The organism is Mesobacillus sp., from assembly GCF_047739415.1.
In the GTDB taxonomy this organism is placed as follows: Bacteria; Bacillota; Bacilli; order Bacillales; family Cytobacillaceae; genus Mesobacillus.
Map to the genome: position 1 here is coordinate 22,284 of NZ_JBIQOE010000055.1, position 19,794 is coordinate 42,077.

Annotated in this window: 23 protein-coding genes and 1 riboswitch; of the genes, 8 read left to right on the top strand and 15 right to left on the bottom strand. The window is 41.6% G+C overall.

Annotation, left to right across the window (positions count from 1 at the left end; genetic code table 11):
* Positions 1 to 249 precede the first annotated feature (249 nt).
* Positions 250 to 1,230, bottom strand: a complete 981-nt coding sequence (locus ACH0QE_RS05190) for a c-type cytochrome (protein ID WP_415799626.1) — start codon at positions 1,228 to 1,230, stop codon at positions 250 to 252.
* 320 nt (positions 1,231 to 1,550) lie between these two features.
* The gene (locus ACH0QE_RS05195; protein WP_415799627.1) at positions 1,551 to 2,897 is read right to left on the bottom strand and encodes a TrkH family potassium uptake protein; all 1,347 of its coding nucleotides are present in this window, start codon (positions 2,895 to 2,897) and stop codon (positions 1,551 to 1,553) included.
* Between the two features lie 92 nt (positions 2,898 to 2,989).
* Positions 2,990 to 3,138, bottom strand: a riboswitch (cyclic di-AMP (ydaO/yuaA leader).
* 196 nt (positions 3,139 to 3,334) lie between these two features.
* Between ACH0QE_RS05195 and ACH0QE_RS05200 the strand changes: the two genes are divergently transcribed.
* Positions 3,335 to 4,342 (top strand): DUF3231 family protein, encoded by a 1,008-nt coding sequence (locus ACH0QE_RS05200; protein ID WP_415799628.1) that lies wholly within the window; start codon positions 3,335 to 3,337, stop codon positions 4,340 to 4,342.
* 45 nt (positions 4,343 to 4,387) lie between these two features.
* On the opposite strand, the gene ACH0QE_RS05205 is transcribed toward ACH0QE_RS05200, so the two are convergent.
* The 9 genes from ACH0QE_RS05205 to ACH0QE_RS05245 all read right to left on the bottom strand — a co-directional run bounded on the left by ACH0QE_RS05205 (position 4,388) and on the right by ACH0QE_RS05245 (position 8,481).
* Positions 4,388 to 4,615 (bottom strand): hypothetical protein, encoded by a 228-nt coding sequence (locus ACH0QE_RS05205; protein ID WP_415799630.1) that lies wholly within the window; start codon positions 4,613 to 4,615, stop codon positions 4,388 to 4,390.
* A 122-nt stretch (positions 4,616 to 4,737) separates the two neighbouring features.
* The gene (locus ACH0QE_RS05210) at positions 4,738 to 4,872 is read right to left on the bottom strand and encodes a hypothetical protein (protein ID WP_415799631.1); all 135 of its coding nucleotides are present in this window, start codon (positions 4,870 to 4,872) and stop codon (positions 4,738 to 4,740) included.
* Positions 4,873 to 4,971: 99 nt separating this feature from the next.
* Positions 4,972 to 5,430, bottom strand: coding sequence for a hypothetical protein (locus tag ACH0QE_RS05215; RefSeq protein ID WP_415799633.1), 459 nt, complete (start codon positions 5,428 to 5,430; stop codon positions 4,972 to 4,974).
* A complete protein-coding gene (locus tag ACH0QE_RS05220) occupies positions 5,427 to 5,633 on the bottom strand; it encodes a helix-turn-helix transcriptional regulator (RefSeq protein WP_415799634.1) in 207 nt (68 codons plus the stop codon). The genes ACH0QE_RS05215 and ACH0QE_RS05220 overlap by 4 nt, the downstream gene beginning before the upstream one ends.
* A gap of 257 nt (positions 5,634 to 5,890) precedes the next feature.
* The gene (locus ACH0QE_RS05225; protein WP_415799636.1) at positions 5,891 to 6,238 is read right to left on the bottom strand and encodes a hypothetical protein; all 348 of its coding nucleotides are present in this window, start codon (positions 6,236 to 6,238) and stop codon (positions 5,891 to 5,893) included.
* Positions 6,239 to 6,273: 35 nt separating this feature from the next.
* A complete protein-coding gene (locus ACH0QE_RS05230; RefSeq protein WP_415799637.1) occupies positions 6,274 to 6,438 on the bottom strand; it encodes a hypothetical protein in 165 nt (54 codons plus the stop codon).
* Positions 6,439 to 6,454: 16 nt separating this feature from the next.
* Positions 6,455 to 6,637, bottom strand: coding sequence for a hypothetical protein (locus ACH0QE_RS05235; RefSeq protein WP_415799638.1), 183 nt, complete (start codon positions 6,635 to 6,637; stop codon positions 6,455 to 6,457).
* A 277-nt stretch (positions 6,638 to 6,914) separates the two neighbouring features.
* Entirely contained in the window at positions 6,915 to 8,018 is a 1,104-nt protein-coding gene (locus ACH0QE_RS05240) for an AI-2E family transporter (RefSeq protein ID WP_415799639.1), read from the bottom strand.
* 91 nt (positions 8,019 to 8,109) lie between these two features.
* Positions 8,110 to 8,481 (bottom strand): hypothetical protein, encoded by a 372-nt coding sequence (locus ACH0QE_RS05245; protein WP_415799640.1) that lies wholly within the window; start codon positions 8,479 to 8,481, stop codon positions 8,110 to 8,112.
* A 463-nt stretch (positions 8,482 to 8,944) separates the two neighbouring features.
* Between ACH0QE_RS05245 and ACH0QE_RS05250 the strand changes: the two genes are divergently transcribed.
* Positions 8,945 to 9,400 (top strand): GNAT family N-acetyltransferase, encoded by a 456-nt coding sequence (locus tag ACH0QE_RS05250; protein WP_415799641.1) that lies wholly within the window; start codon positions 8,945 to 8,947, stop codon positions 9,398 to 9,400.
* A 47-nt stretch (positions 9,401 to 9,447) separates the two neighbouring features.
* On the opposite strand, the gene ACH0QE_RS05255 is transcribed toward ACH0QE_RS05250, so the two are convergent.
* From ACH0QE_RS05255 to ACH0QE_RS05270, 4 genes are all read right to left on the bottom strand, one after another.
* On the bottom strand, positions 9,448 to 9,975 hold the full coding sequence (locus tag ACH0QE_RS05255; protein WP_041968239.1) for a YceI family protein: 528 nt from the start codon (positions 9,973 to 9,975) through the stop codon (positions 9,448 to 9,450).
* A gap of 184 nt (positions 9,976 to 10,159) precedes the next feature.
* On the bottom strand, positions 10,160 to 10,564 hold the full coding sequence (locus ACH0QE_RS05260; protein WP_415799642.1) for a hypothetical protein: 405 nt from the start codon (positions 10,562 to 10,564) through the stop codon (positions 10,160 to 10,162).
* Between the two features lie 26 nt (positions 10,565 to 10,590).
* Positions 10,591 to 11,226 carry a hypothetical protein gene (locus ACH0QE_RS05265; protein ID WP_415799643.1) on the bottom strand — a complete coding sequence of 212 codons (636 nt, stop codon included), beginning with the start codon at positions 11,224 to 11,226 and terminating at the stop codon, positions 10,591 to 10,593.
* A 112-nt stretch (positions 11,227 to 11,338) separates the two neighbouring features.
* Positions 11,339 to 12,247 carry a GNAT family N-acetyltransferase gene (locus ACH0QE_RS05270; protein ID WP_415799644.1) on the bottom strand — a complete coding sequence of 303 codons (909 nt, stop codon included), beginning with the start codon at positions 12,245 to 12,247 and terminating at the stop codon, positions 11,339 to 11,341.
* Positions 12,248 to 12,601: 354 nt separating this feature from the next.
* Here ACH0QE_RS05270 and ACH0QE_RS05275 point away from each other — a divergent pair, with 354 nt between their 5' ends.
* From ACH0QE_RS05275 to ACH0QE_RS05300, 6 genes are all read left to right on the top strand, one after another.
* Positions 12,602 to 13,255 (top strand): ABC transporter permease, encoded by a 654-nt coding sequence (locus ACH0QE_RS05275; RefSeq protein WP_415799645.1) that lies wholly within the window; start codon positions 12,602 to 12,604, stop codon positions 13,253 to 13,255.
* 25 nt (positions 13,256 to 13,280) lie between these two features.
* Positions 13,281 to 14,246, top strand: coding sequence for an ABC transporter ATP-binding protein (locus ACH0QE_RS05280; RefSeq protein ID WP_415799646.1), 966 nt, complete (start codon positions 13,281 to 13,283; stop codon positions 14,244 to 14,246).
* A 15-nt stretch (positions 14,247 to 14,261) separates the two neighbouring features.
* Positions 14,262 to 15,005 carry an ABC transporter permease gene (locus ACH0QE_RS05285; protein ID WP_415799647.1) on the top strand — a complete coding sequence of 248 codons (744 nt, stop codon included), beginning with the start codon at positions 14,262 to 14,264 and terminating at the stop codon, positions 15,003 to 15,005.
* Between the two features lie 31 nt (positions 15,006 to 15,036).
* Positions 15,037 to 15,957, top strand: a complete 921-nt coding sequence (locus ACH0QE_RS05290) for a glycine betaine ABC transporter substrate-binding protein (protein ID WP_415799648.1) — start codon at positions 15,037 to 15,039, stop codon at positions 15,955 to 15,957.
* Positions 15,958 to 16,225: 268 nt separating this feature from the next.
* A complete protein-coding gene (locus ACH0QE_RS05295) occupies positions 16,226 to 18,379 on the top strand; it encodes a sensor histidine kinase (protein ID WP_415799649.1) in 2,154 nt (717 codons plus the stop codon).
* Positions 18,354 to 19,748 (top strand): sigma-54-dependent transcriptional regulator, encoded by a 1,395-nt coding sequence (locus ACH0QE_RS05300; protein WP_415799650.1) that lies wholly within the window; start codon positions 18,354 to 18,356, stop codon positions 19,746 to 19,748. Before ACH0QE_RS05295 ends, ACH0QE_RS05300 begins: the two co-directional genes overlap by 26 nt.
* The last annotated feature ends 46 nt before the right edge of the window (positions 19,749 to 19,794 follow it).

The following is a 19,794-nucleotide window of genomic DNA, read 5'->3' on the forward strand; positions in this document are numbered from 1 at the left end:
AATAAAAATTGATTTTCGCCAATAACCCGCTCATTATCGCCAATAAAAATTGAAAATCGCCAATAAAATCAAATTATCGCCAATAAACAAATAAAGCAGATTGGTTCTTGTAAAAAACATGAACCAATACTGCTTATTTTGAAGCGAAATTCGTTAACTCACGCATTTTTTCTAAAAAACTCGAGTCAGGAGTGAAAAGCAACGATGATTCTGATAATTTTTGCCGACCTCATGCCTCTATCTCACTACTTAATCCGGCTGTACAACATTATCAATCTCCGACCAATCGAATGTTCCTTCACGAATCTTTTCACGACGGTCTTTTGTAATGATATCAGTTGGGCGTCCGCCTTTTGGCCAGTCTGTTTCATGTCCTCCCCATACTGGTCGCTCATGGGACAAGATATAGGCTGCGAGGTCTGCCGCTTCCTGATCCGTTAAGGTTCCACCGTTTGGCGGCATATTATTCTGGATATAACCGGCAATTTTCGACATCCGGTTCATCCCTGCTCCATCATTAAACGAGTTCTCCCCCCATAACGCTGGGCCAACCGTAGCTCCTTTTCCTTCACCATTTTGCCCGTGGCATGCTATGCAGGTTTTTTCGGTATAGAGTTTCTCGCCATTTTCAACACTCGGCAGAGGGATTTCCTTCATCGTGTTCAGCATTCTCCACGGAATTTCAGTTCCCACTTCAATCCCATTAGAAATATAAGTCAGGTAGGACATCATGGCCCGCATCTCTTTGCTGTCTTCGGGAATCATTTTTCCGTTCATACTTCGAACCATACATCCATTAATACGATCCTCGAGTGTAAAGACGACACCCTCCCTGGGCCGGTATTGTGGGAATTGGGTTGTTACTCCCACCATCGAAGAGGAACGGGCCAATCCTGCATCTGCATGACAGCTTGAGCACGATAATTGATTTCCCACATATTCATCCAGGACCGTATCTGTTTCATGGAACACCTTCTGTCCATATTCAATATATTCGGTCATCGGATTTTTCGGATCCAGTTCCTCCATTGAGGGAGGATCATAGGCCAATTCATCACCAGTATCGTTACCCTCATTCTTTTTACTGTCACTAGCCTGCTGATTCGTATTGCCATCTGTATTCTTGCTTTGTGTTTCCTCAGGATCCTTATTTGCACTGTCATTATTGCAAGCTGCGAAAACAAAAACAAGAGCAATTATTAAGAAGCTTAACCATCTTACATTGCGCATTTTTTCATCTCCTATAAGATTTTCATATTTAATCATTAGCTTCTTAATATTTTTAGATATTATTCTTACTATTGTTTGTAATCACAGCGGGGCTTAAAGGAAGAAACAAGTTATACAGCAAAAAGGCTCAGCCTATCGCTCTGAGCTTTGGGAAGTTTCTAAACGGACACTCGGAAGTTTTGTACAAAAAAGCACGTTGAGCGGTTTTTACTACTCATTGTGCCTTTATTAATTATTAGGAAGCTTCTTTTTTAAAGACAACAGGAGACATGAAAAAAGGAAGCATGGGGCTATAACATCCCCTCTGCTTCCCGGAGTTTCTATCCGACAATCAATCTTTCTTTCGGATAATGGCATTTTGGCTCTAGTTTTCCGCGGTTGAACAAGAAAATAAATGATAGGATTCCTATTCTTCCTATGAACATCAAGGATATAATGACAATTTTCCCTGCTGTGCTTAGTTCAGGAGTTATCCCCATGGACAAGCCAGTCGTCCCGAATGCTGAACTTACTTCGAATAAAATCTCCATCATCGAAAAGCTTTCGGTTGCATTCAAAATGACCACAGCCGAAAAACAGAGCATCATCGCTAGAAAACTAACCACTACTGATTTTCGGACATCTTCCTCATGCAGCTCACGTCCAAACACCTTGATTGCATTATGCCCTTTAGCAAAATTGACGATCAGCAAAATAATGACCGCAAAAGTAGTCGTCCTTATACCGCCGCCCACAGAACTTGGCGAAGCTCCAATAAACATTAAAAAGCAAAGAAGCAGTAGGGTAGGATTAGAGAAATCACTCACATTCATCGTAGCAAGCCCGCCATTTCTAGTGGAAGACGATTGGAACCAGGCATAAAAGAACGACTCATGCCAATTGTAGCTTTTAAAGAAATGATTATATTCAAACAGCAGAATTGCAAATGTACCGAAAAACATAAGCGCAAAGAACGTTAATGTAGTCACCTTTGTATATAAAGAAAAGTGAGATCGATGGTGTTTTTTACGATTCAAAAAGAATTCCTTTACTTCCACTAATACCGGGAATCCTATGGCACCTAAGGTTAATAGGATAATGTTCACGGATTGCACGAAATAATCATGTGCAAAAGGAATCAGCGAACTCCCTGTAATATCAAAACCAGCATTCGTCGTTGCACTTACCGCCGCAAATAATCCTTGCAGATAAGCTTCCTGCCATGTCGGGAAATAGCCAAGAAAATAAGTTCCTAATATGAGAGCCCCAACCGCCTCGATCAAGAGGATGATGGCCAAAATTTGCCTCATGAGCTTGACCAGGCCTGACATTTGAGATTGGTTCTGGTCGGTCATGATTAATTGTCGATCTTTTAGGCCGATTTTCTTTCGCAATAATAGCCAGAAAAACGTGCCGAGCGTCATGATTCCAATACCGCCAAACTGAAGGATGAACATCAAAATGAAAACGCCCGGTATACTAAAGGTATCCGGTGTCGATACAACCGTTAGCCCTGTTACACTAACCGCACTGACTGCCGTAAATAAAACATCTATAAATGTCCAGCTCACGCCAGGCTTGAGAGCAATAGGGAGACTAAGGAGCGTCGCCGAAATCAATACGGCAATGACATAAAACAATACAATGATTTGTGCAGGCTTTAACCAGTTCCTTTTAAAAATTTTCACCAATAAATACCCCTTCTTACTTTGTCAGATTAGTTATCATTTAGACACAAAAAGACCACCCTTAATAAGAATGGTCAATGCACTATCATTAACCCTTCTCTCTTCATGGCTTACGGAGTTAGCTGTCGGATTAGGGATTGAGAGTACCCCTTTTTAGCTGCATTCGCTAAAATTCACCCCAAGATAAAGTAGCTTTATCAAAATTGGTTCCCCCGCTCAAAAGATTCAGCAAAAAGGCTTTTATTAAATTTAATAAGTATAAATTACTCCTATAGCTTAATAGTGTCAATGATTTTTTTACCGCAGGGTCTTCCCTTTGCATTGTTGTCAATAGAAAGCGGTGATAGTTCATGTTCGGAAAACTCTATTTATTTGATATTGAGTGCCCACATTCATATTTCCCCTGTATAAGGAAATAATACCGTGGAGGTGAAAATATGTATAAGGAAAGAATACAACTTACTTCTTCTGAAATAGGATCCTTGTGGGGCGAATATGTAAACGGGACAATGATCGATGCATTGAATCGATATATGTACACAATTATTGAAGATGAAGCCATCAAGGCAATTTTTGAGGATGCCATTTCAACATTTGAACGACAAAAGAAACAAATGGTTACCTTTTTAGAGATTGAAGGCTTTCCAGTTCCTGTGGGATTTAGTGACGCGGATATAAACAAAGGGGCAAAAAGATTGTTCTCCGATATTTTTTGCTTGAATTATTTACATATCATGACATTGCATGGGTTGATTGGACATGTCACTGCCTTTGGCGTTTCTGTCAGAAAAGACTTGCGGGATTTTTACGATTCATGCGATAGCGACGGGAAAAGAATGTACCACCAGACAATTGAACTATTACTTGAGAAAGGCAGTTTTCAAAGAGACCCTTTATTTTATCCTAAAAAGACCACTGAATTTATTGAGAATGAAGATTTTACAGATGGGATTTTCGGAAAAGGAAGAAGTTTATCTGCCACAGAGATTATAAGTATTTCTTTCAACCTAAAAAAGACTATTATGGCTAAAACTCTTTCTATTGCTTTCAGTCAAGTTGCCCACTCAAAAGAAGTTAGAAAGTTTTTCTTGGATTCAGAGAAAACAGCTGACCAACAAATACAATCTTTTTCTAAAATCATGCACGAGGATAATTTGCCAATTCCCCGGTCATGGGAAACAGAAGTCACTACATCAACGGACTCACCTTTTTCAGATAAACTGATGATGTATCACACCGGCTTCTTGTTCCAGGCTGCTCAAGTCTATCACGGAACAGGCTTGGCATCTGCCATGCGGACAGACCTTATCACTACTTATGAAACCATAATCCTGAAAAATTTAATGGTGACAAAGAAATGGTTTGATATTATGGAGAAAAACAAATGGTTAGAACAACCCCCACTTGCTCCCAATAGAAAAGAACTTGCAAATGGAAACCAATAATTGTAATGTCCTTCCGCATATGGAGGGACATTTTTTTATATACGGCTACTTTCTTTTATGGACAAAGCGCAAATACAGAAAATAGGAAGCAACCACGATCATGGCATAAAACCAAACGGAACGATACCAGACAAACTTCAATTCTGTCCAAAAACTCATTCCGCCGTGTTCAGGAGGCAAAAGCGAATAAACGGACACTTCAACATAGAATAGTACAAGGAAAAATAAGAATAAAGGAACAAATATAATCCATATTAAACGATTGTACTTCATAAAAGACCACCTTTTTCATTCCGCCGTTATCCTAATGAATTTCTACAAAAAGAGATATATCCCTCTTAAAAGAAGCAAAAAGGAAGCTGCCTCTTTTCGCAGCTTCCTTCTTGGTACCGTCGCTATTTTAGCTTAGCGAGCTTATTGGTGATTTCCGCAATTTCCTTCTCCACCTCGTATAGATTCTTCTGCATCCGGTCCCTGCGAGCGGTTAAGACAGTAAGCTGTTGTTTAAGTTCATCTTTTGTTTCGCCCATCAACTCTTGTCCTCCATTGTTTAGTAAAAACCCTCTTTTATTATGTTCAGTTATGGAGTTCTAAGTATTGAAAGACATTATACTTTTTTGGAAAAAAATTCAGACTGCAGAGCGAACAACAAAAAATAAATACGAAACCAAAACACCAACCCATTGGATCGTCGCAAATAAAACAATGGTTTCCGTACTGTAGTTTGGGTCACTCAAAAGCATGACCATCAGAAATGGAATCATAATGATTGATAAAACTCCGGCCAAAAACAGGCTTTTTGCTAATATACTCACTTGATATTCATCGTATTGCTTCGTTCTTTTTACAAGAATAAAAACGATAATCACTACAGTTAATCCGATGATCAAGTAACCAATGAATTTCATATTGCCTGTTTTTAAAAAGTCAGACCACCCGTTCCAAAAACCCGAGTTCAGTGTTTTACTATGCGAAAGTATGCTTATAAATTCCATATGGCCAGCTGTAAAAATAAAAATGAATGAATAGATTGCGGACATAAAACTAATGAAAAGGATATTTATTATCGGCTCTTTCAAAATACTCACTTTCGTTCACTCTCCTCAAATTCAAATAACTCCTCAATGGTCATATTGAAATATCTCGCTAAATCATAGGCCAGCCAGATGGAAGGATCGAATTTATTTTTTTCAATCGCATTGATCGCCTGGCGTGACACATTTACCTTCTGGCCCAGCTGCGCTTGCGTTAAGCCGAATTGCTCCCTTAATTGTTTCACTTTGTTTTTCAAGATGGATACCCCTTTATGTGTAAGGTTAACCTTACATACAAATTACAATTATCCCCTCCGATTGTCAAGTTAACCTTACACTGTTTTTTTAAAAAAATGCTTTTCCATATCTGAAAAGCATCACATTACTTCTTATTAAAAATGTTTCTCCAAATCTGAATAGCACCACATTACTTCTTATTAAATGCTTCACCAAATCTGAATAGCACCACATTCCTTCTTATTAAAAACGCTTTCCATATTTAAAGAGCATCGCTTTACTTCTTATTTACTCTTTTTACCTTTTCCTCTTCAATCGTTATTTTTCCAAGGAAACCCGCTACTTCAAGTTCTAGATAATAGGAAGGATCATCAAGATTCCGGTAGACCTCATTCACTCTCATTTGAAAAATTCCCGGTGAATAACTACCGTGCATCGATTGCAGTAAGATTTTTTCATCACCTTCTTCAATATAAAAGGCACCACAGCGTTCATCAAGGCATTGTACATCATACGTCTCCTCCATCCAGCTTGCAAAGTCTGCTTCATTCGGCTTTAGTACTGCAGCGATCGATGCCGCAGTAATTAAAGCCACCAATAGTAGCAGCCACGTCCATTTCTTCATACCATCCCCCACCTTACTAGGAATCCATAATAAAGTTAATATAATTTATCTTGCCTTTTAGGAAAAGTTCTCACGAATCCAATGATGCATAAAGCCCCAATCGCTTTTACTACGGTGTTCCCTACAATGGAATTATCAACCGTAATGCCAATAAAAAGAGCACCGGCCAGCAACAATATAAAACTCAATACAGCCCTCATGCTATCCCACCTTTTACTACTGTGAGCATGCTCTTATTACCAGAATGACCCCCACTACAATCAGAATTGATATCACATTTACCAAACAACCACCGCTTGGTGACCCTGTCATCGCCTGTGCCCATCCATTGTTCAAAGCCGCTCCAGGGTTTTTCCGTTGTTCCTTGGATTTCAATCGTTCTCTTTTTTCCTCGGACATGTTAACCTCCCTTGACCCTTTTTACCAAATTACAGCTGGCCCAATCATGTTCCCGTAAACCAGGATGGTCTATTGTCATCGGTAGATTATCCTCTTTTATGTGACGATAATTCAGGAAACGCCTTCGTTATCCTCTTTTATGTAACCATAACGAGATTTGCTGCATCATAAAGGGCACATTAAATAACCTTCGTATGAAAAAAAAGCGATAGCAGCTTCAATACAGACAGCTCTATCGCCCAAAGACTAATCCAGGATTCTCATGTTAGTTTATGACTCATGTTACCTCTGTGGTAACTGTTGCTCGTTTCCTTGCTCTTAAAAATCGGACCAGGTTCAATACGATTGTTTTTGTGACAGCGTAGGTTGGGACAGCTAACACCATTCCCAGAACGCCAGCCAGATTCCCGGCGGCCAATAAAATAATGATGATTGTTGCCGGATGAGTATCCAGGGTTTTACCTAGGATTAGCGGAGACAGCAAGTTTCCTTCAATTTGCTGCGCTATCAGGATAACCACTACTACCAGCAAGGCCTTTGTAGGGGAATCAAAGAGACCAACCAGCACTGCAGGCGCTCCGCCAATAATCGGCCCGACATACGGGATAATGTTTGTAAAGGCGACTATTAACGCGAGGATCAAAGCATAGCGTAAATCAATGATTAAATATCCAATGAAAGCCAGCGTCCCAACCGCCAAGGCAACCGTTACCTGCCCCTGGATGTATGCAGCCAGCGTTTCACCAGTTTCTTTCAGGATTTTAAGCCCCTCATCCCGGTAATCTTTCGGAATGAACTTGGATACAGCATGCGGGAACCTGTGTCCGTCCTTGAACATGTAAAACAATAAAAATGGGACGGTAACAAGGATGATCGCGATATTGGTGACGATGCCCAAAAAGCCCTTGAGTCCATTCGTCAGTTTGGTCGGTATCGTATTTGCATACTCAATTATGCGCTCCTGTACCGTATCAATCATTTCTCGCTGCTCATCTCTAAAGCTTTTAAACTCAGAAGACTGAACAACATCGTAAAAATACTCCGTCGTCTTGTCAGCAAAAACAGGAAGGTCATTCGCAAGCTCTGTCGCCTGCTTGGAAACCGCCGGAACCAAATTCCCGATCGCCAAAACAAGAAGCGCGCCAAACACCACATAAATGATCAATATTGCGACCACGCGAGGAACTTTCTTGCGAGCCAAAAAATCCACCACTGGATTCAGCAGGAAATAGAGGAATCCAGTAATCAGAATCGGAAAGAACACAGTTGAGATGAAGATCCCAATTGGCTCAAACATAAATGAAATCTTTGTAGAAACATAAATGATCGTCGATATAAGCAAAATTTGAATCAGCCAGAATTGCAGTTTTGATTTAGTCAAAGTATGTACCTCTTGCTTTAGGTTATTTTGGTAAAATTATACCAAAATTTCGGGTTAAAAGATAATATTTCTGTGGAAACGATGGGTCAGTTTATTTCTTCTTTTGATGCCAGACTTGTCCGAAGTTGCTCTTACTTCTGACAGCTTTTCTCCGTTTGATCCCAAACTTGTCCGAAGTTGAACTTACTTTTGACAGCTTCTCTTCCTTTAACGCCAAACCTGTCCAAAGTTGAGCTTTCTTCTGACAACTTTTCTTCGTTTGATCCAAAACCTGTCCAAAGTTGAGCTTTCTTCTGACAGCTTTTCTTCGCTTGATCCAAAACCTGTCCAAATTGAGCTTTCTTCTGACAGCTTTTCTTCCTTTAACGCCAAACCTGTCAGAAGTTGCTCTTACTTTTGACAGCTTTTCTCCTTTTACCACCAAACCTGTCTTAATTCCTCTCTTTTCTTGACAGCTTTTCACCCCTAGCACCCAAACCTGTCTTAATTCTTCCTCTTTCTTGACAACTTTTCCTCCTCAGCACACAAACCTGTCTTAATTCTCCCTATTTCTTGACAGCTCTTCCTCCTCAGCACCCAAACCTGTCACGATTACCTCTTTTTCTTGACAGCTTTTCCTCCTCAGCCCCCAAACCTGTCACAATAACCACATTTTCTTGACAGCTTTTCCTCCTCAGCCCCCAAACCTGTCACAATAACCGCATTTTCTTGACAGCTTTTCCTCCTCAGCACCCAAACCTGTCATAATAACCGCATTTTCTTGACAGCTTTTCCGCTTCTCCCTTTAACCCTGTCGAACCTCTGTCTAATTCCCGAGCTAATCATTTTTAATATAAAACTAGTTGTCTTCCTTTTCATCACAAGGTTATGATATTCCTAATTTACCAATTTCAACTAAATCTGGAGTTTCGAAAAGAGGTTTTTTTATGATGATTAAAGTTGATGATTTAACAAGTTCTGAAGTGATTTCGCTGATTGGCGAGCATTTGCATGGGATGACGCTTCACTCCCCGCCTGAGAGCATTCATGCGTTAGGTCTCGAGGAATTGAGAAAACCTGAGATTACCTTCTGGACGGTCTGGGATGGAGAGCAGCTAATGGGATGTGGTGCATTGAAAGAACTTGATCGCCAGCATGGGGAGATCAAGTCAATGAGGACTGCCTCTTCCCATCTTCGAAAAGGGGTTGCGCAAGCAATGCTTGAGCATATTATCAAAGAAGCAAAATGCCGTGACTATAAAAAACTCAGCCTGGAAACAGGGTCAATGGAAGCGTTCTTACCAGCGAGGAAGCTCTATGAAAAGTATGGCTTTGACTATTGCCCACCATTCGGGGATTATACGAATGATCCGAACAGTGCATTCATGACGAAGGAACTGTAAAGGAAAGGGCGGCTCACCGATAGGTAGCCGCCCTTTTCTCATTAAAGTTACGCTGCTGGATTCACTTCTAGTTCCACTTTGATCTTGATATCTTTGCCGACTAGTACGCCGCCTGTTTCAAGTGGAGCATTCCATGTAAGGCCGAATTCTTCGCGGTTCACTTTAGCTTCTGCTTCAAAACCGTAAACTTCTACACCCCATGGGTTTGTACCTTTGCCGCCGAATTCCACATCGAAAGTGACTGGCTTTGTTACGTCCTTGATTGTCAGGTCACCTGTCACCTTGTAATCATCGCCATCGCGAGTGATGCTTGTAGATTTGAAATCGATGGTTGGATAGTTTTCAACATCAAAGAAGTCTGCTGATTTCAAGTGATTTTCGCGGTCCTCGTTACGTGTGTCGATGCTTGCTACATCAATTTTGAATGCAATTGAAGCTGTTGTTAAATCTGTTAGGTCTGCCGCTTCAACATCCGCTGAATAAGAACCAAATTGTCCCTTTACCTTTGAAACCATCATGTGTTTCACTTCAAATCCTAATGCTGAGTGCGCCTGGTCTACTACAAATTTAGCCATTCTAAAATCCCCCTGTTTTGTTATTATCTCGAATTCGAGATATTATCTTAAAAAAATAAACCTCAAAACCAATTATTTTTAATTCGAGATAAATTTATCATGAAATCGACTCGACTGTCAACATTATTTTTCCACAAAATGTCCATAACACTTTCAAGGCCAGTAGGACAGGATCAGGCTTTCGCTATAAACCCTTCAAGGTTACGGCGAGTTTCCCGGCAAGTTCCTTGTTTACTGTAACATCCCATATTATGAAGGTGGCAAGGAGAATAAAATACATGAATATATACAATTTAAAATATTTCTTCGGACGTAAAGGAGTATAAAATAGAGCGATAAAAACGGCGGCGAAAAGTGAAATAAGATATATATTCATTTTCCACAGTGTATTCGCCTCATTAATCTGCAACATAACATCAAGCGCTTCCTGCGAGGTTACCTGTTTTTCAACCACCTGCTTATCCAAGATCCCTTTTTCAATTGTCATCATCATCGTTTCCTGATTGAATTGATAATTCACCCATGACAAATTAAAGCCGGTTTGTTTTGTAAAAAGCAAAAGCAAGATGACCAGCAAAAAATAAGCCACTAACGTGAGAAACCCTTTATCGAATTTTATAATGGGGACCCCTCCTTTTCTACAAGTCTAATATCTTCTATCCTCCACTTTTCAGTCATATCGTAAAAACCATCCCTCCTGGTCAATACAAATTGATAATTATTTTCCTGGTCCTCGACTGTAAGATATGTAAGGATGATTTTATCCTTGTTAATACTAAACTCCTTTAGGTTTAATACCACACCCGGGCTCCAATCAAGATTGCTATATTTGAAGGTAATTCTGCATGGGCAATTGTCCTCTTGATCAAGGGTGCTAAAACTTGTAAAATTCCCAAAAGCTATTAAGTCAGTTACTTCTTTAAAATCTTCCGCAGCTTTATAGGCTTCAACAACACTGATCGCATCCAAAAAGTCCTGATATTGAACAGAGGCTTGTGCTGCCGCCACTTCTTCTTCCAGGTTTGAAAGATTCACGGCCAAAGTATCATTTTCATACTTTAAATCATCCGTCATCCTCGACCGTCTTTCGATTTCTTTTTCTAAACTAGTCACTTTCTTTTCAAGACGATTTTTATCCTCCGAAAGCTTCGCTGCAGAATCGGCTGTTCTTGCATTATCCAAAAGAGCAATCGCCGTGATGACTAATAAAATGATAAGAGCGGAAACTTTAAAATCTTTCTTCCAATTCATTGCTAACCCTCCCTTTCAAAAAGGATGATAATACTATTATACGAAACTCCTACCCGTTAGTTTCAAAATAATCCAAAAATATCCACCTCATTCTGTACGAGGTGGATATCGTTTATTTCAGCTCAAAATAATCCATAGTAGATGTCTCTTCAAAACCGCAAGACTTATATAGGTTAAGCGCATTCGAGTTTTCCGCTGCTACCTGCAGCATGATTTCCTGTGCGTTTGCTTCCTTCAGCTTTTCAATGGCAAGCAAAAGAAGCGCTCTTCCGTACCCCTTGCGACGATGCTCTGGCAACACACCGAGACCGAAGATGGCACCAAGTTTCGAGGTCAGCTGCAGATTCACTTTCCCGATGATTTGCCCTTCTTTTTCAACAAGATAAGAAGTCATCCCGCGCTTTTCCTCCACCTCAGGCAGAGGCATATCATCTGCGCTGATTTCTTCTTCGTTCCCTCCGTCGTTAAAATAAATCGCGTTCTGCCGCGCAATTTCGTATGCATCTGCATTTGTCGCCTTCCTGAAAACAATGCCCGTCAGCTGGTCTGGAGTCGCGACCGGAGCATCTTTCTTCAAAAACATCTCATATTCCGAGTGCTTATATTGCGCACCGACTTCCTCAATGAACTTCTGCCCTGATTCCGAGTTGCGGTCACTCAACAGCAACATGCTGCCAGAATCCCTACGCTTCCATTCCGACATGACCAGCTCAAACAACCTTGTGAACACACCCTGACGCCGGTAATCCGGATGCACCATCCCATTCACTTCCCACGGGCCGCCAAAGCTGCAGATTCCCATATATCCTATCAGCTCTTCCCCATCAAAGTACATGAACTCATTTATATCCTGGACGCCATTCCCGCTGTCATCGCTAACCCCAAGCTTATAATCAAGCTCCAGCTTAAGTGCCGTTTGGTCCACTCGATTGCAACGATCCTGCAGTCCGTTAATTGCTTCATATTCACCTGCATCGATATATTCCATCAGTTTGATCCATGGTTTATGTATTTTTTGCACTTTTAGCACTCTCCAAATCCCTGATTCTCTTATTGCTTGTATATTTTATTCTATGAAACACCCTTTCACTCCTTTTTCTTGAACTATTTCTTAAACGCTGGTTTATCCCCCTTCTATTTTGGGTAGTTAACTAGAAATGCAGATAATCTCACTTTTTTGTAAAAAAATTTTAACAAGCATGTAAAAATTCTTTGCTCTTGTAAAAAATCTAGTTAATACCGTAATAAATAAACAAAGCGCTTGACCCATAGAAAAATATGGGTTCAAGCGCTTTTTTGCGTCCTCTTTTAAAAGTTGGCATGCTTCTTGCAACTATTATATTTGTACTAGTTATTTTGAAGGAGGTGTAAAGTGATGAATGATTTATTGAACTACATAATAGAGAACCAGGCTTCGATTTGGACATATAGTGCGGAGCATTTGCAGCTTGTAGGCTTTTCGGTTTTGATTGCCATCGCAATAGGTCTTCCGCTTGGGATTTATCTTACAACGAACGAAGAGCTCGCTGAGACAGTTCTCCAGGTGGCGAATATTATCATGACGGTTCCGAGTATCGCGCTTTTTGGGATCATGATTCCGATTCTGTCGGTCATCAATCAGGGAATTGGCTTTGTTCCAGCTGTAATCGCACTTATTTTATATTCGCAGCTGCCGATCATCCGTAATACATATGTAGCCATCAATAATGTCGATCCCAATATTCGTGATGCCGCCATTGGGCTGGGAATGAGTACGATGCAGCGTCTCCTGCGTGTTGAGATTCCAAATGCTCTTCCTATCATTATGGCAGGAGTCAGGCAGGCCGTGGTCATGAATATCGGAATCGGCGCAATTGCAGCGTTTATCGGGGCTGGCGGCCTTGGAGTATTAATCAACCAGGGAATTTCAAGATCGAATACAACCATGGTACTGGCAGGTGCCATTGCCATTTCCATCCTGGCGATTGTGACAGACGGACTTTTGGGGATTCTCCAAAAGCGTATGAATCCAAAGGGTTTTCAACAATAAAAAGAAGTAAGATGGGGTGAAAAGTATGATTAAGTTTGATCAAGTCACCAAAGTGTACGGCGATAAGGTGAAAGCTGTTGATAATGTAAGCTTTGATGTACCAGAAGGCAATATCGTCGTTTTCTTGGGGCCATCAGGCTGCGGAAAGACGACAACACTGAGAATGGTAAACAGACTAGAGTCGATCACCGACGGCAAAATATTCGTCAATGGAACAGATGTGAATTCTTTGAATGACATCGAGCTAAGACGCAATATCGGCTATGTCATCCAGCATAACGGCCTGTTCCCTAACATGACGATTGAAGATAATGTGATGGCTGTCCCTAATTTAATCGGATGGGACCGGAAGAAGAAAGCAGACAGGTATAAATACTTAATGGATCTGGTTGGTCTGAATCCAGATGAATACCGGAAGCGTTACCCGCATGAGCTTTCAGGAGGACAGCAGCAAAGAGTCGGAATCGCCCGTGCGATGGCTGCAGACCCGCCTGTCATGTTAATGGATGAACCGTTCGGGGCATTGGATCCCGTCATCCGTACACGGATTCAAAATGAGTTTTTGCAAATTCAGAAGGAAGTAAAAAAGACGATTCTTTTTGTCAGCCATGATATTGATGAAGCCATCAAAATGGGTGATGGAATTGCGATTTTCAAAGAAGGAAAACTGATGCAGTATGATTCTCCAAGCGAGCTGCTTGCCCATCCTAAGAATGATTTTGTTCGTGAATTCGTCGGCAAGGACCGCGCTCTGAAAAGCCTGAGTCTTCATACCGTGAAGGATTTGATTTCAGAACGCATGCTGCGAAAACTGGACGGGCCGGAGAAAGCAAATAGAAAGACAATTCCAGTAGATACGAATCTAAGGGATGCCTTATCCATCCTGCTCAACCAAGAAGCCGACCAGCTTGTCGTCCAGTCAAACAACGGGCTTGTTGGAGCGATGCAAATTGATGATGTAGAGGCCTATTTGCATCAGCATATTAAATAACGGGGGAGAGAAAGCATGAAAAATAAACGTTTTGTATCTTTTGTCATCAAGCTGATCCTCTTCACCCTGGTCGGGAGCTTCTTCGCCTGGTCATTCAAGTCTGGGTATTACCAGCTGATTATCGATGATTCAGAAGGATTTATCTTTCTATTGAAGCAGCATATCAATATGGTGCTCCTGTCCTCACTGCTTGCGATCGTGATTGCGATTCCGATGGGGATATTGGTTACGAGGCCAAAATTCCAGAAACTCCAATGGCTGTTTATGAATACAGCCAATCTCGGGCAGACGATTCCAAGCCTTGCGATCCTGGCATTGGCGATGACCTGGATGGGCATCGGTTTCAAACCGGCAGTCTTTGCTCTGTTTCTTTATTCCTTGCTGCCGATTTTACGAAATACGGTAGCCGGGATTAAATCGATTGATCCTGACTTGCTGGATGCAGCGAAAGGAATCGGCTATACACCGGCTCAAATTCTACTGAAAATTGAGCTACCTAACGCAGCCTACCCTATTATGGCAGGCATCCGGACAGCTGTGGTCATCAACATCGGAACGGCTGCTCTGGCCTATTTGGTAGGCGGCGGCGGACTGGGTGACTGGATTTTCACCGGAATCATGATGAGGGACAACTCCTATCTTTTATCCGGAGCAATCCCGGTTACTTTGCTAGCTCTTTTGGCAGACCAATTGGTCAGGCTCATCGAGAAGCTGGTTATTTCTAAAGGGTTAAGACAAACAGTAACAGTTTCAGATTAAGAGAGAACAAAATTTTTAGGGGGAAAACAATATGAAAAAGATTTTATCATTTACCGTAATAATCGCTTTAATGGTTTCGCTGCTATCCGCTTGCAGCAGTGACGAAGACACATCTGCTTCTGCTTCCGACAAAAAGGTGGTCGTCGGTGCAAAAAACTTCACGGAACAATTCGTCCTTTCAAAAATTCTTGCCATCTATTTAAAGGAGAATGGCTTTGAGGTTGAGGAGAAAAACAATATGGCAAGCCAGGTTGTCCGCCAGGCACTGGAGAATAAACAGGTCGACCTTTACTGGGAATATACAGGAACCAGTCTCGTAAACTACAACAAGCTAGATCCTCTTTCCGATTCAGTGAAAGCCTATGAAAAAGTAAAGGAAGTTGACAAAGAGAACGGCCTTGTGTGGCTTGATCAATCACCGTTAAACAATACTTACACATTGATGATGAGAGAAGAAAAAGCAAAAGAACTCGGCATCGAATCAATCAGCGATTTAGCAGCTTACATGAATGATGGCAACAAATTGTCTTTAGGTGCAGATGCTGAATTCGCGACGCGACCTGATGGAATTAAAGGTGTAGAGAAAGCCTATGGATTTAAATTTGGTTCTTCCAACATTAAAAAGATGGACGTTGGCCTGTTTTACCAAGCACTGAGAGACGGACAGGTTGATGTGGCAACTGGCTTCTCAACAGATAGCCGTATCAAAGCTTTCAATCTCGTAAACCTTGAAGATGACAAGGGCTTCTTCCCTGCTTACAATGCCGGAATTACTGTTCATGAAAAAACACTTGAAAAGTATCCTGAATTAGAAGAACTTCTGAAGCCTTTGGCTGAAAAAATCAACACAGAAACAATGACTGAGCTTAACTATCAAGTCGATATTGAAGAAAAAAGTGAAACAGAAGTCGCTAGAAAATGGCTGACAGAAAACGGCTTAATTGAAGAGTAATTAGTTTTTGGGAGGAAATCAGTAATGGTTTCCTCCTTTTTAAAATGGTTGAGCAAACCTTCTTGAGTAAAATCCCTCCTTGTGTATTTTGCGCATACCAGGTTCAGAGACTTCTAGGAAAAATCGGTTTAGTAAAATACTAACGTCTTCCTTTGTCCGGGTTATCGCCCATAGCCATTCAATAGTATGGTATAAAGGTAATAGATTATAGCTTTCCCGCCTCTCTTTTATTACTATGAAGGCATGCTGTCAGAAAGGTGAAATCGAAATGAAAAGACTTTATCCATCACGATTAACCAAAAGGTTTCTATATCTTACTACGATCATCATTTTTATTCCTCTATTGATCATATTCATTCTCGCTGCCACTTCCTCAAGAGATATCATAAAAAACCAGACTGAGAATCAGGCGATCCAGGTGACAAGGGTCATGTCCGACAAGACGAGTGACCTATTCAACCTGAAGATCCAGCTTCTTGAAAATATCGTTGAAAATCAGGGGGCAGACACTGAAAAACTGAAAGTCGTGATGACAAATTTAGTTGTTAATGATCCTTTCTTTAAAAGAATCCAGATTATCAACGATGAGCAAGAAAGAATTGTCTATAAAGCTCCCTTTATAGAGTCTGACGCAAAACTGAATTCTGCCGAAGCCGATTTGTATAATGAACTGAAATGGCGGCGCAGCTCTTTTGTCGCAGACTCGATTGCCAAAATGAACGGAGAGCCAACTTTATTGATTATCGTTCCTTTCCAGGCTGACGAAGCAGCAGAAGTTGAAGGCGGCTTGATTGCTTATGTGAGTCTCGTGTATTTGCAGAAGTACTTCAAGCAAAATGTCATCGGCGACCTCGGGCACAGCTTCCTTTTTAACCAGGAAGGAAAAGTTTTGTTCGATACGAACGATTTTGGTAAATCAGGCAACCTGCTCAATGAGTATCCATTTTCGCGAGAGGCTTTTTTGGACAGGACTGGGGTATACAGGGGTGAACTCTGGGGCGAAGAATCCCTTGTCGCCTATAACCCAGTTGACCGGCTGCCATTTTATACGGCTACTTCTATCCCGTTATCAGAAGCAAACGCCGTAATCGATTCCTTGAAGGATATCTTATGGAAAGGCTTCATCCTGATTTTTTTGGCTGCGCTGACCTTGCTTATATTCAGTATCCGCTGGATTATTAAGCCGATAAAGGCTCTCACTCAGGAGGCAGCAAGCTATGCAAAGGGCGGAGAATGGTTTGTTCATGTACTTGAGAAAGAGGATGAAATCAAGACATTGTCCAGTACTATGAAATATATGGCCGAAAGCTTAAAGTCACATGAGCGCCATTTGCAGCTGATCCTGGAATCCTTCCCTTTCGGCGTCTTCGCTATCAATCCGGAAGGCTTCATCAGTTCAATGAATACAACTGCCGGGGATCTATTGAATATAAAAAAAGAAAATATCATTGGAAAATCGGTCTCTGCCCTGCCTCTTTCTTTCAGGAATCATTTTGAGCAGTGCAAGCATGTTTCAAGGAAATTTGACGGCCTTGAAGATGACTTCACCTTTGAAAATGAATGGGGAAAGAAAATCATCAAGCAGTCCAGTTCACCATTATTAGATGAAAAAGATCAAGTCATTGGGGTACTGATCACCTTTTGGGATGTGACAAAGGTACGCCAGCTAGAAACTCATATTCAACGTTCAGAACAGCTGGTTGCGATTGGCCAGATGACCGCCGGGCTTGCTCACGAGGTAAAAAATCCGCTTGGAACTGTCCAGCTCGCGAGTGATTTAATCGCAAGCGAAATAAAGGAAATGACAGCTCCCAGCGAGAGTGAGGCTGCTTCCGTCGAAATCATTTCCGAAGCGGCCAAGGATATTCAAGATGAGATCCAGCGCCTTGACCATCTTGTCAGACGGTTCCTTCAATTCAGCCGGGAAAACAAAAAGGACGAATCTGTTTTCAACATGAAAACAGTCGCCTCTGAAACCCTTCAGCTTTTGTCCCATCAATTCAGGAAAAAGCAGATTCATGCCACTCTTGAGGCTGATGATGAGGATTACTTTGTTAAAGGTGACAGAAACCAGATGATTCAGGCTCTAATCAATCTTTTTATCAATAGTATAGAAGCGGTTTCCCATCATGGCCAAATCACCGTTTCGATGAAAAAGACAAATAGTGATACTATTGAAATAGAGATAAACGATGATGGAATCGGAATCCCCCAGCAAAAGATTAAGCGTATCTTCAATCCATTCTTTTCTACCAAACAAGAAGGTACCGGGCTGGGGTTATGGATTACCCATGATATTATTTCTTCCCATAACGGCCATATCGAGGTAGAAAGTGAGATGGGCGAAGGAACATCCTTCCTGATTTCATTGAAAAAGCACGAGAAAGGCGATCATTATGAAAAAAACAATCTTGTTAGTTGAAGATAATGAAAAATTCCGCCGCCTGACCAGGCTGACCTTACAGAAGGAAGGATATGCAGTCATTGAAGCGGAAACAGGGAAAGTCGCTGAAAAGCTTATGGAGAGCGAGACCATTGACCTTGTTTTGCTGGATTTCCTTCTGCCAGATACGACTGGGCTGAAGCTGCTGGAAAAATGGGCGCCAACTTTTCCTGATACTGTTTTTATTCCTTGTACTGCCTACGGAGATATCGAGGATGCAGTCAAAGCGATGAAAATGGGGGCTTACGACTACTTAACAAAGCCGATCAAGGCTGATGAACTAAAGGTCGTCATTAAACGGGCATTTGAAATGAAACATTTGAGAAAAGAAAACAAAGAGTTGAAACAGGCTGTTCAGCAAAAATATGACCTTCATGGGATGATTGGCAAGAGCCCAAAAATGCAGGAGGTCTACTCGTTAATCGAAAGAGTAGCCAAGCAGGATATCACGATTATGCTTGAGGGAGAAAGCGGGACCGGTAAATCGCGCGGGGCTCACGCTGTGCATCTCGAGAGCACCCGGAGGTTAGGTCCCTTCATAAAAGTCAATTGCGCCGCCATCCCCTCGAACCTGTTGGAAAGTGAATTATTCGGCTACGAAAAAGGCGCTTTTACCGGCGCTGTCCGATCCCAGGAAGGCAAATGCGCTGCTGCTGACAAAGGCACTCTTTTTCTGGATGAAATCGGCGAAATCTCGCTGGATGTGCAAGCAAAGCTCCTGCAGTTCACCCAGGACAAAACCTTTACACCGCTCGGGACCGCCAGGGAGGTTTTTTCAGACGTTCGTATCATCGCGGCCACTAACCGTAATTTATGGGAAATGGTCCAGAACGGTGAGTTTCGTGAAGACTTATATTACCGGTTAAATATCATTGGGATCAAATTGCCTCCATTGCGTGAACGGATCGAAGACATCCCCTTGCTCGTCGAACAATTTTTGGCACAGTTCGAAGAAGAACATAACCGCAGCTATTCGATTTCCAAAAACCTTTTAACAAAACTTACTTCCTATCCTTGGCCTGGCAATATTCGCGAATTGCAAAATGCCTTGTCCAGGGCAACCGTCCTCTCGCGGTCAGGACAATTGATTCTCGAGGATTTTCCCGAGGAAATCCAGAACCATTTTTCAGCAAAAGAGGTTGAATCTCCTGATGTTCATATCGAACTGACTGACGATTTTTCTTTACCAGAACACCTGGAAAAGGTTGAAAAAGAAGTGATCGAAACCGCTTTGACAAGCGAAAACGGTAACCAGGCACGCGCTGCCGAAGCTCTCGGCATAACAAGGCAAGGTCTCTTGTACAAGATAAGAAAATACAAAATCCTCAGAAATAAAAATGACCTATAAAAAAAAGCTGCCGGGATTTAATTTCCCGGCAGCCAATTTATTTTAA

Bases quoted from the DNA above. Each gene is read 5' to 3' on its own strand.
- ACH0QE_RS05300 (WP_415799650.1), top strand. From the start codon at position 18,354: ATGAAAAAAACAATCTTGTTAGTTGAAGATAATGAAAAATTCCGCCGC.
- ACH0QE_RS05205 (WP_415799630.1), bottom strand. From the start codon at position 4,615: ATGAAGTACAATCGTTTAATATGGATTATATTTGTTCCTTTATTCTTA.
- ACH0QE_RS05225 (WP_415799636.1), bottom strand. From the start codon at position 6,238: ATGAAGAAATGGACGTGGCTGCTACTATTGGTGGCTTTAATTACTGCG.
- ACH0QE_RS05200 (WP_415799628.1), top strand. From the start codon at position 3,335: ATGTATAAGGAAAGAATACAACTTACTTCTTCTGAAATAGGATCCTTG.
- ACH0QE_RS05250 (WP_415799641.1), top strand. From the start codon at position 8,945: ATGATGATTAAAGTTGATGATTTAACAAGTTCTGAAGTGATTTCGCTG.
- ACH0QE_RS05190 (WP_415799626.1), bottom strand. From the start codon at position 1,230: ATGCGCAATGTAAGATGGTTAAGCTTCTTAATAATTGCTCTTGTTTTT.
- ACH0QE_RS05280 (WP_415799646.1), top strand. From the start codon at position 13,281: ATGATTAAGTTTGATCAAGTCACCAAAGTGTACGGCGATAAGGTGAAA.
- ACH0QE_RS05210 (WP_415799631.1), bottom strand. From the start codon at position 4,872: ATGGGCGAAACAAAAGATGAACTTAAACAACAGCTTACTGTCTTAACC.
- ACH0QE_RS05265 (WP_415799643.1), bottom strand. From the start codon at position 11,226: ATGAATTGGAAGAAAGATTTTAAAGTTTCCGCTCTTATCATTTTATTA.
- ACH0QE_RS05255 (WP_041968239.1), bottom strand. From the start codon at position 9,975: ATGGCTAAATTTGTAGTAGACCAGGCGCACTCAGCATTAGGATTTGAA.
- ACH0QE_RS05285 (WP_415799647.1), top strand. From the start codon at position 14,262: ATGAAAAATAAACGTTTTGTATCTTTTGTCATCAAGCTGATCCTCTTC.
- ACH0QE_RS05295 (WP_415799649.1), top strand. From the start codon at position 16,226: ATGAAAAGACTTTATCCATCACGATTAACCAAAAGGTTTCTATATCTT.
- ACH0QE_RS05230 (WP_415799637.1), bottom strand. From the start codon at position 6,438: ATGAGGGCTGTATTGAGTTTTATATTGTTGCTGGCCGGTGCTCTTTTT.
- ACH0QE_RS05290 (WP_415799648.1), top strand. From the start codon at position 15,037: ATGAAAAAGATTTTATCATTTACCGTAATAATCGCTTTAATGGTTTCG.
- ACH0QE_RS05275 (WP_415799645.1), top strand. From the start codon at position 12,602: ATGAATGATTTATTGAACTACATAATAGAGAACCAGGCTTCGATTTGG.
- ACH0QE_RS05235 (WP_415799638.1), bottom strand. From the start codon at position 6,637: ATGTCCGAGGAAAAAAGAGAACGATTGAAATCCAAGGAACAACGGAAA.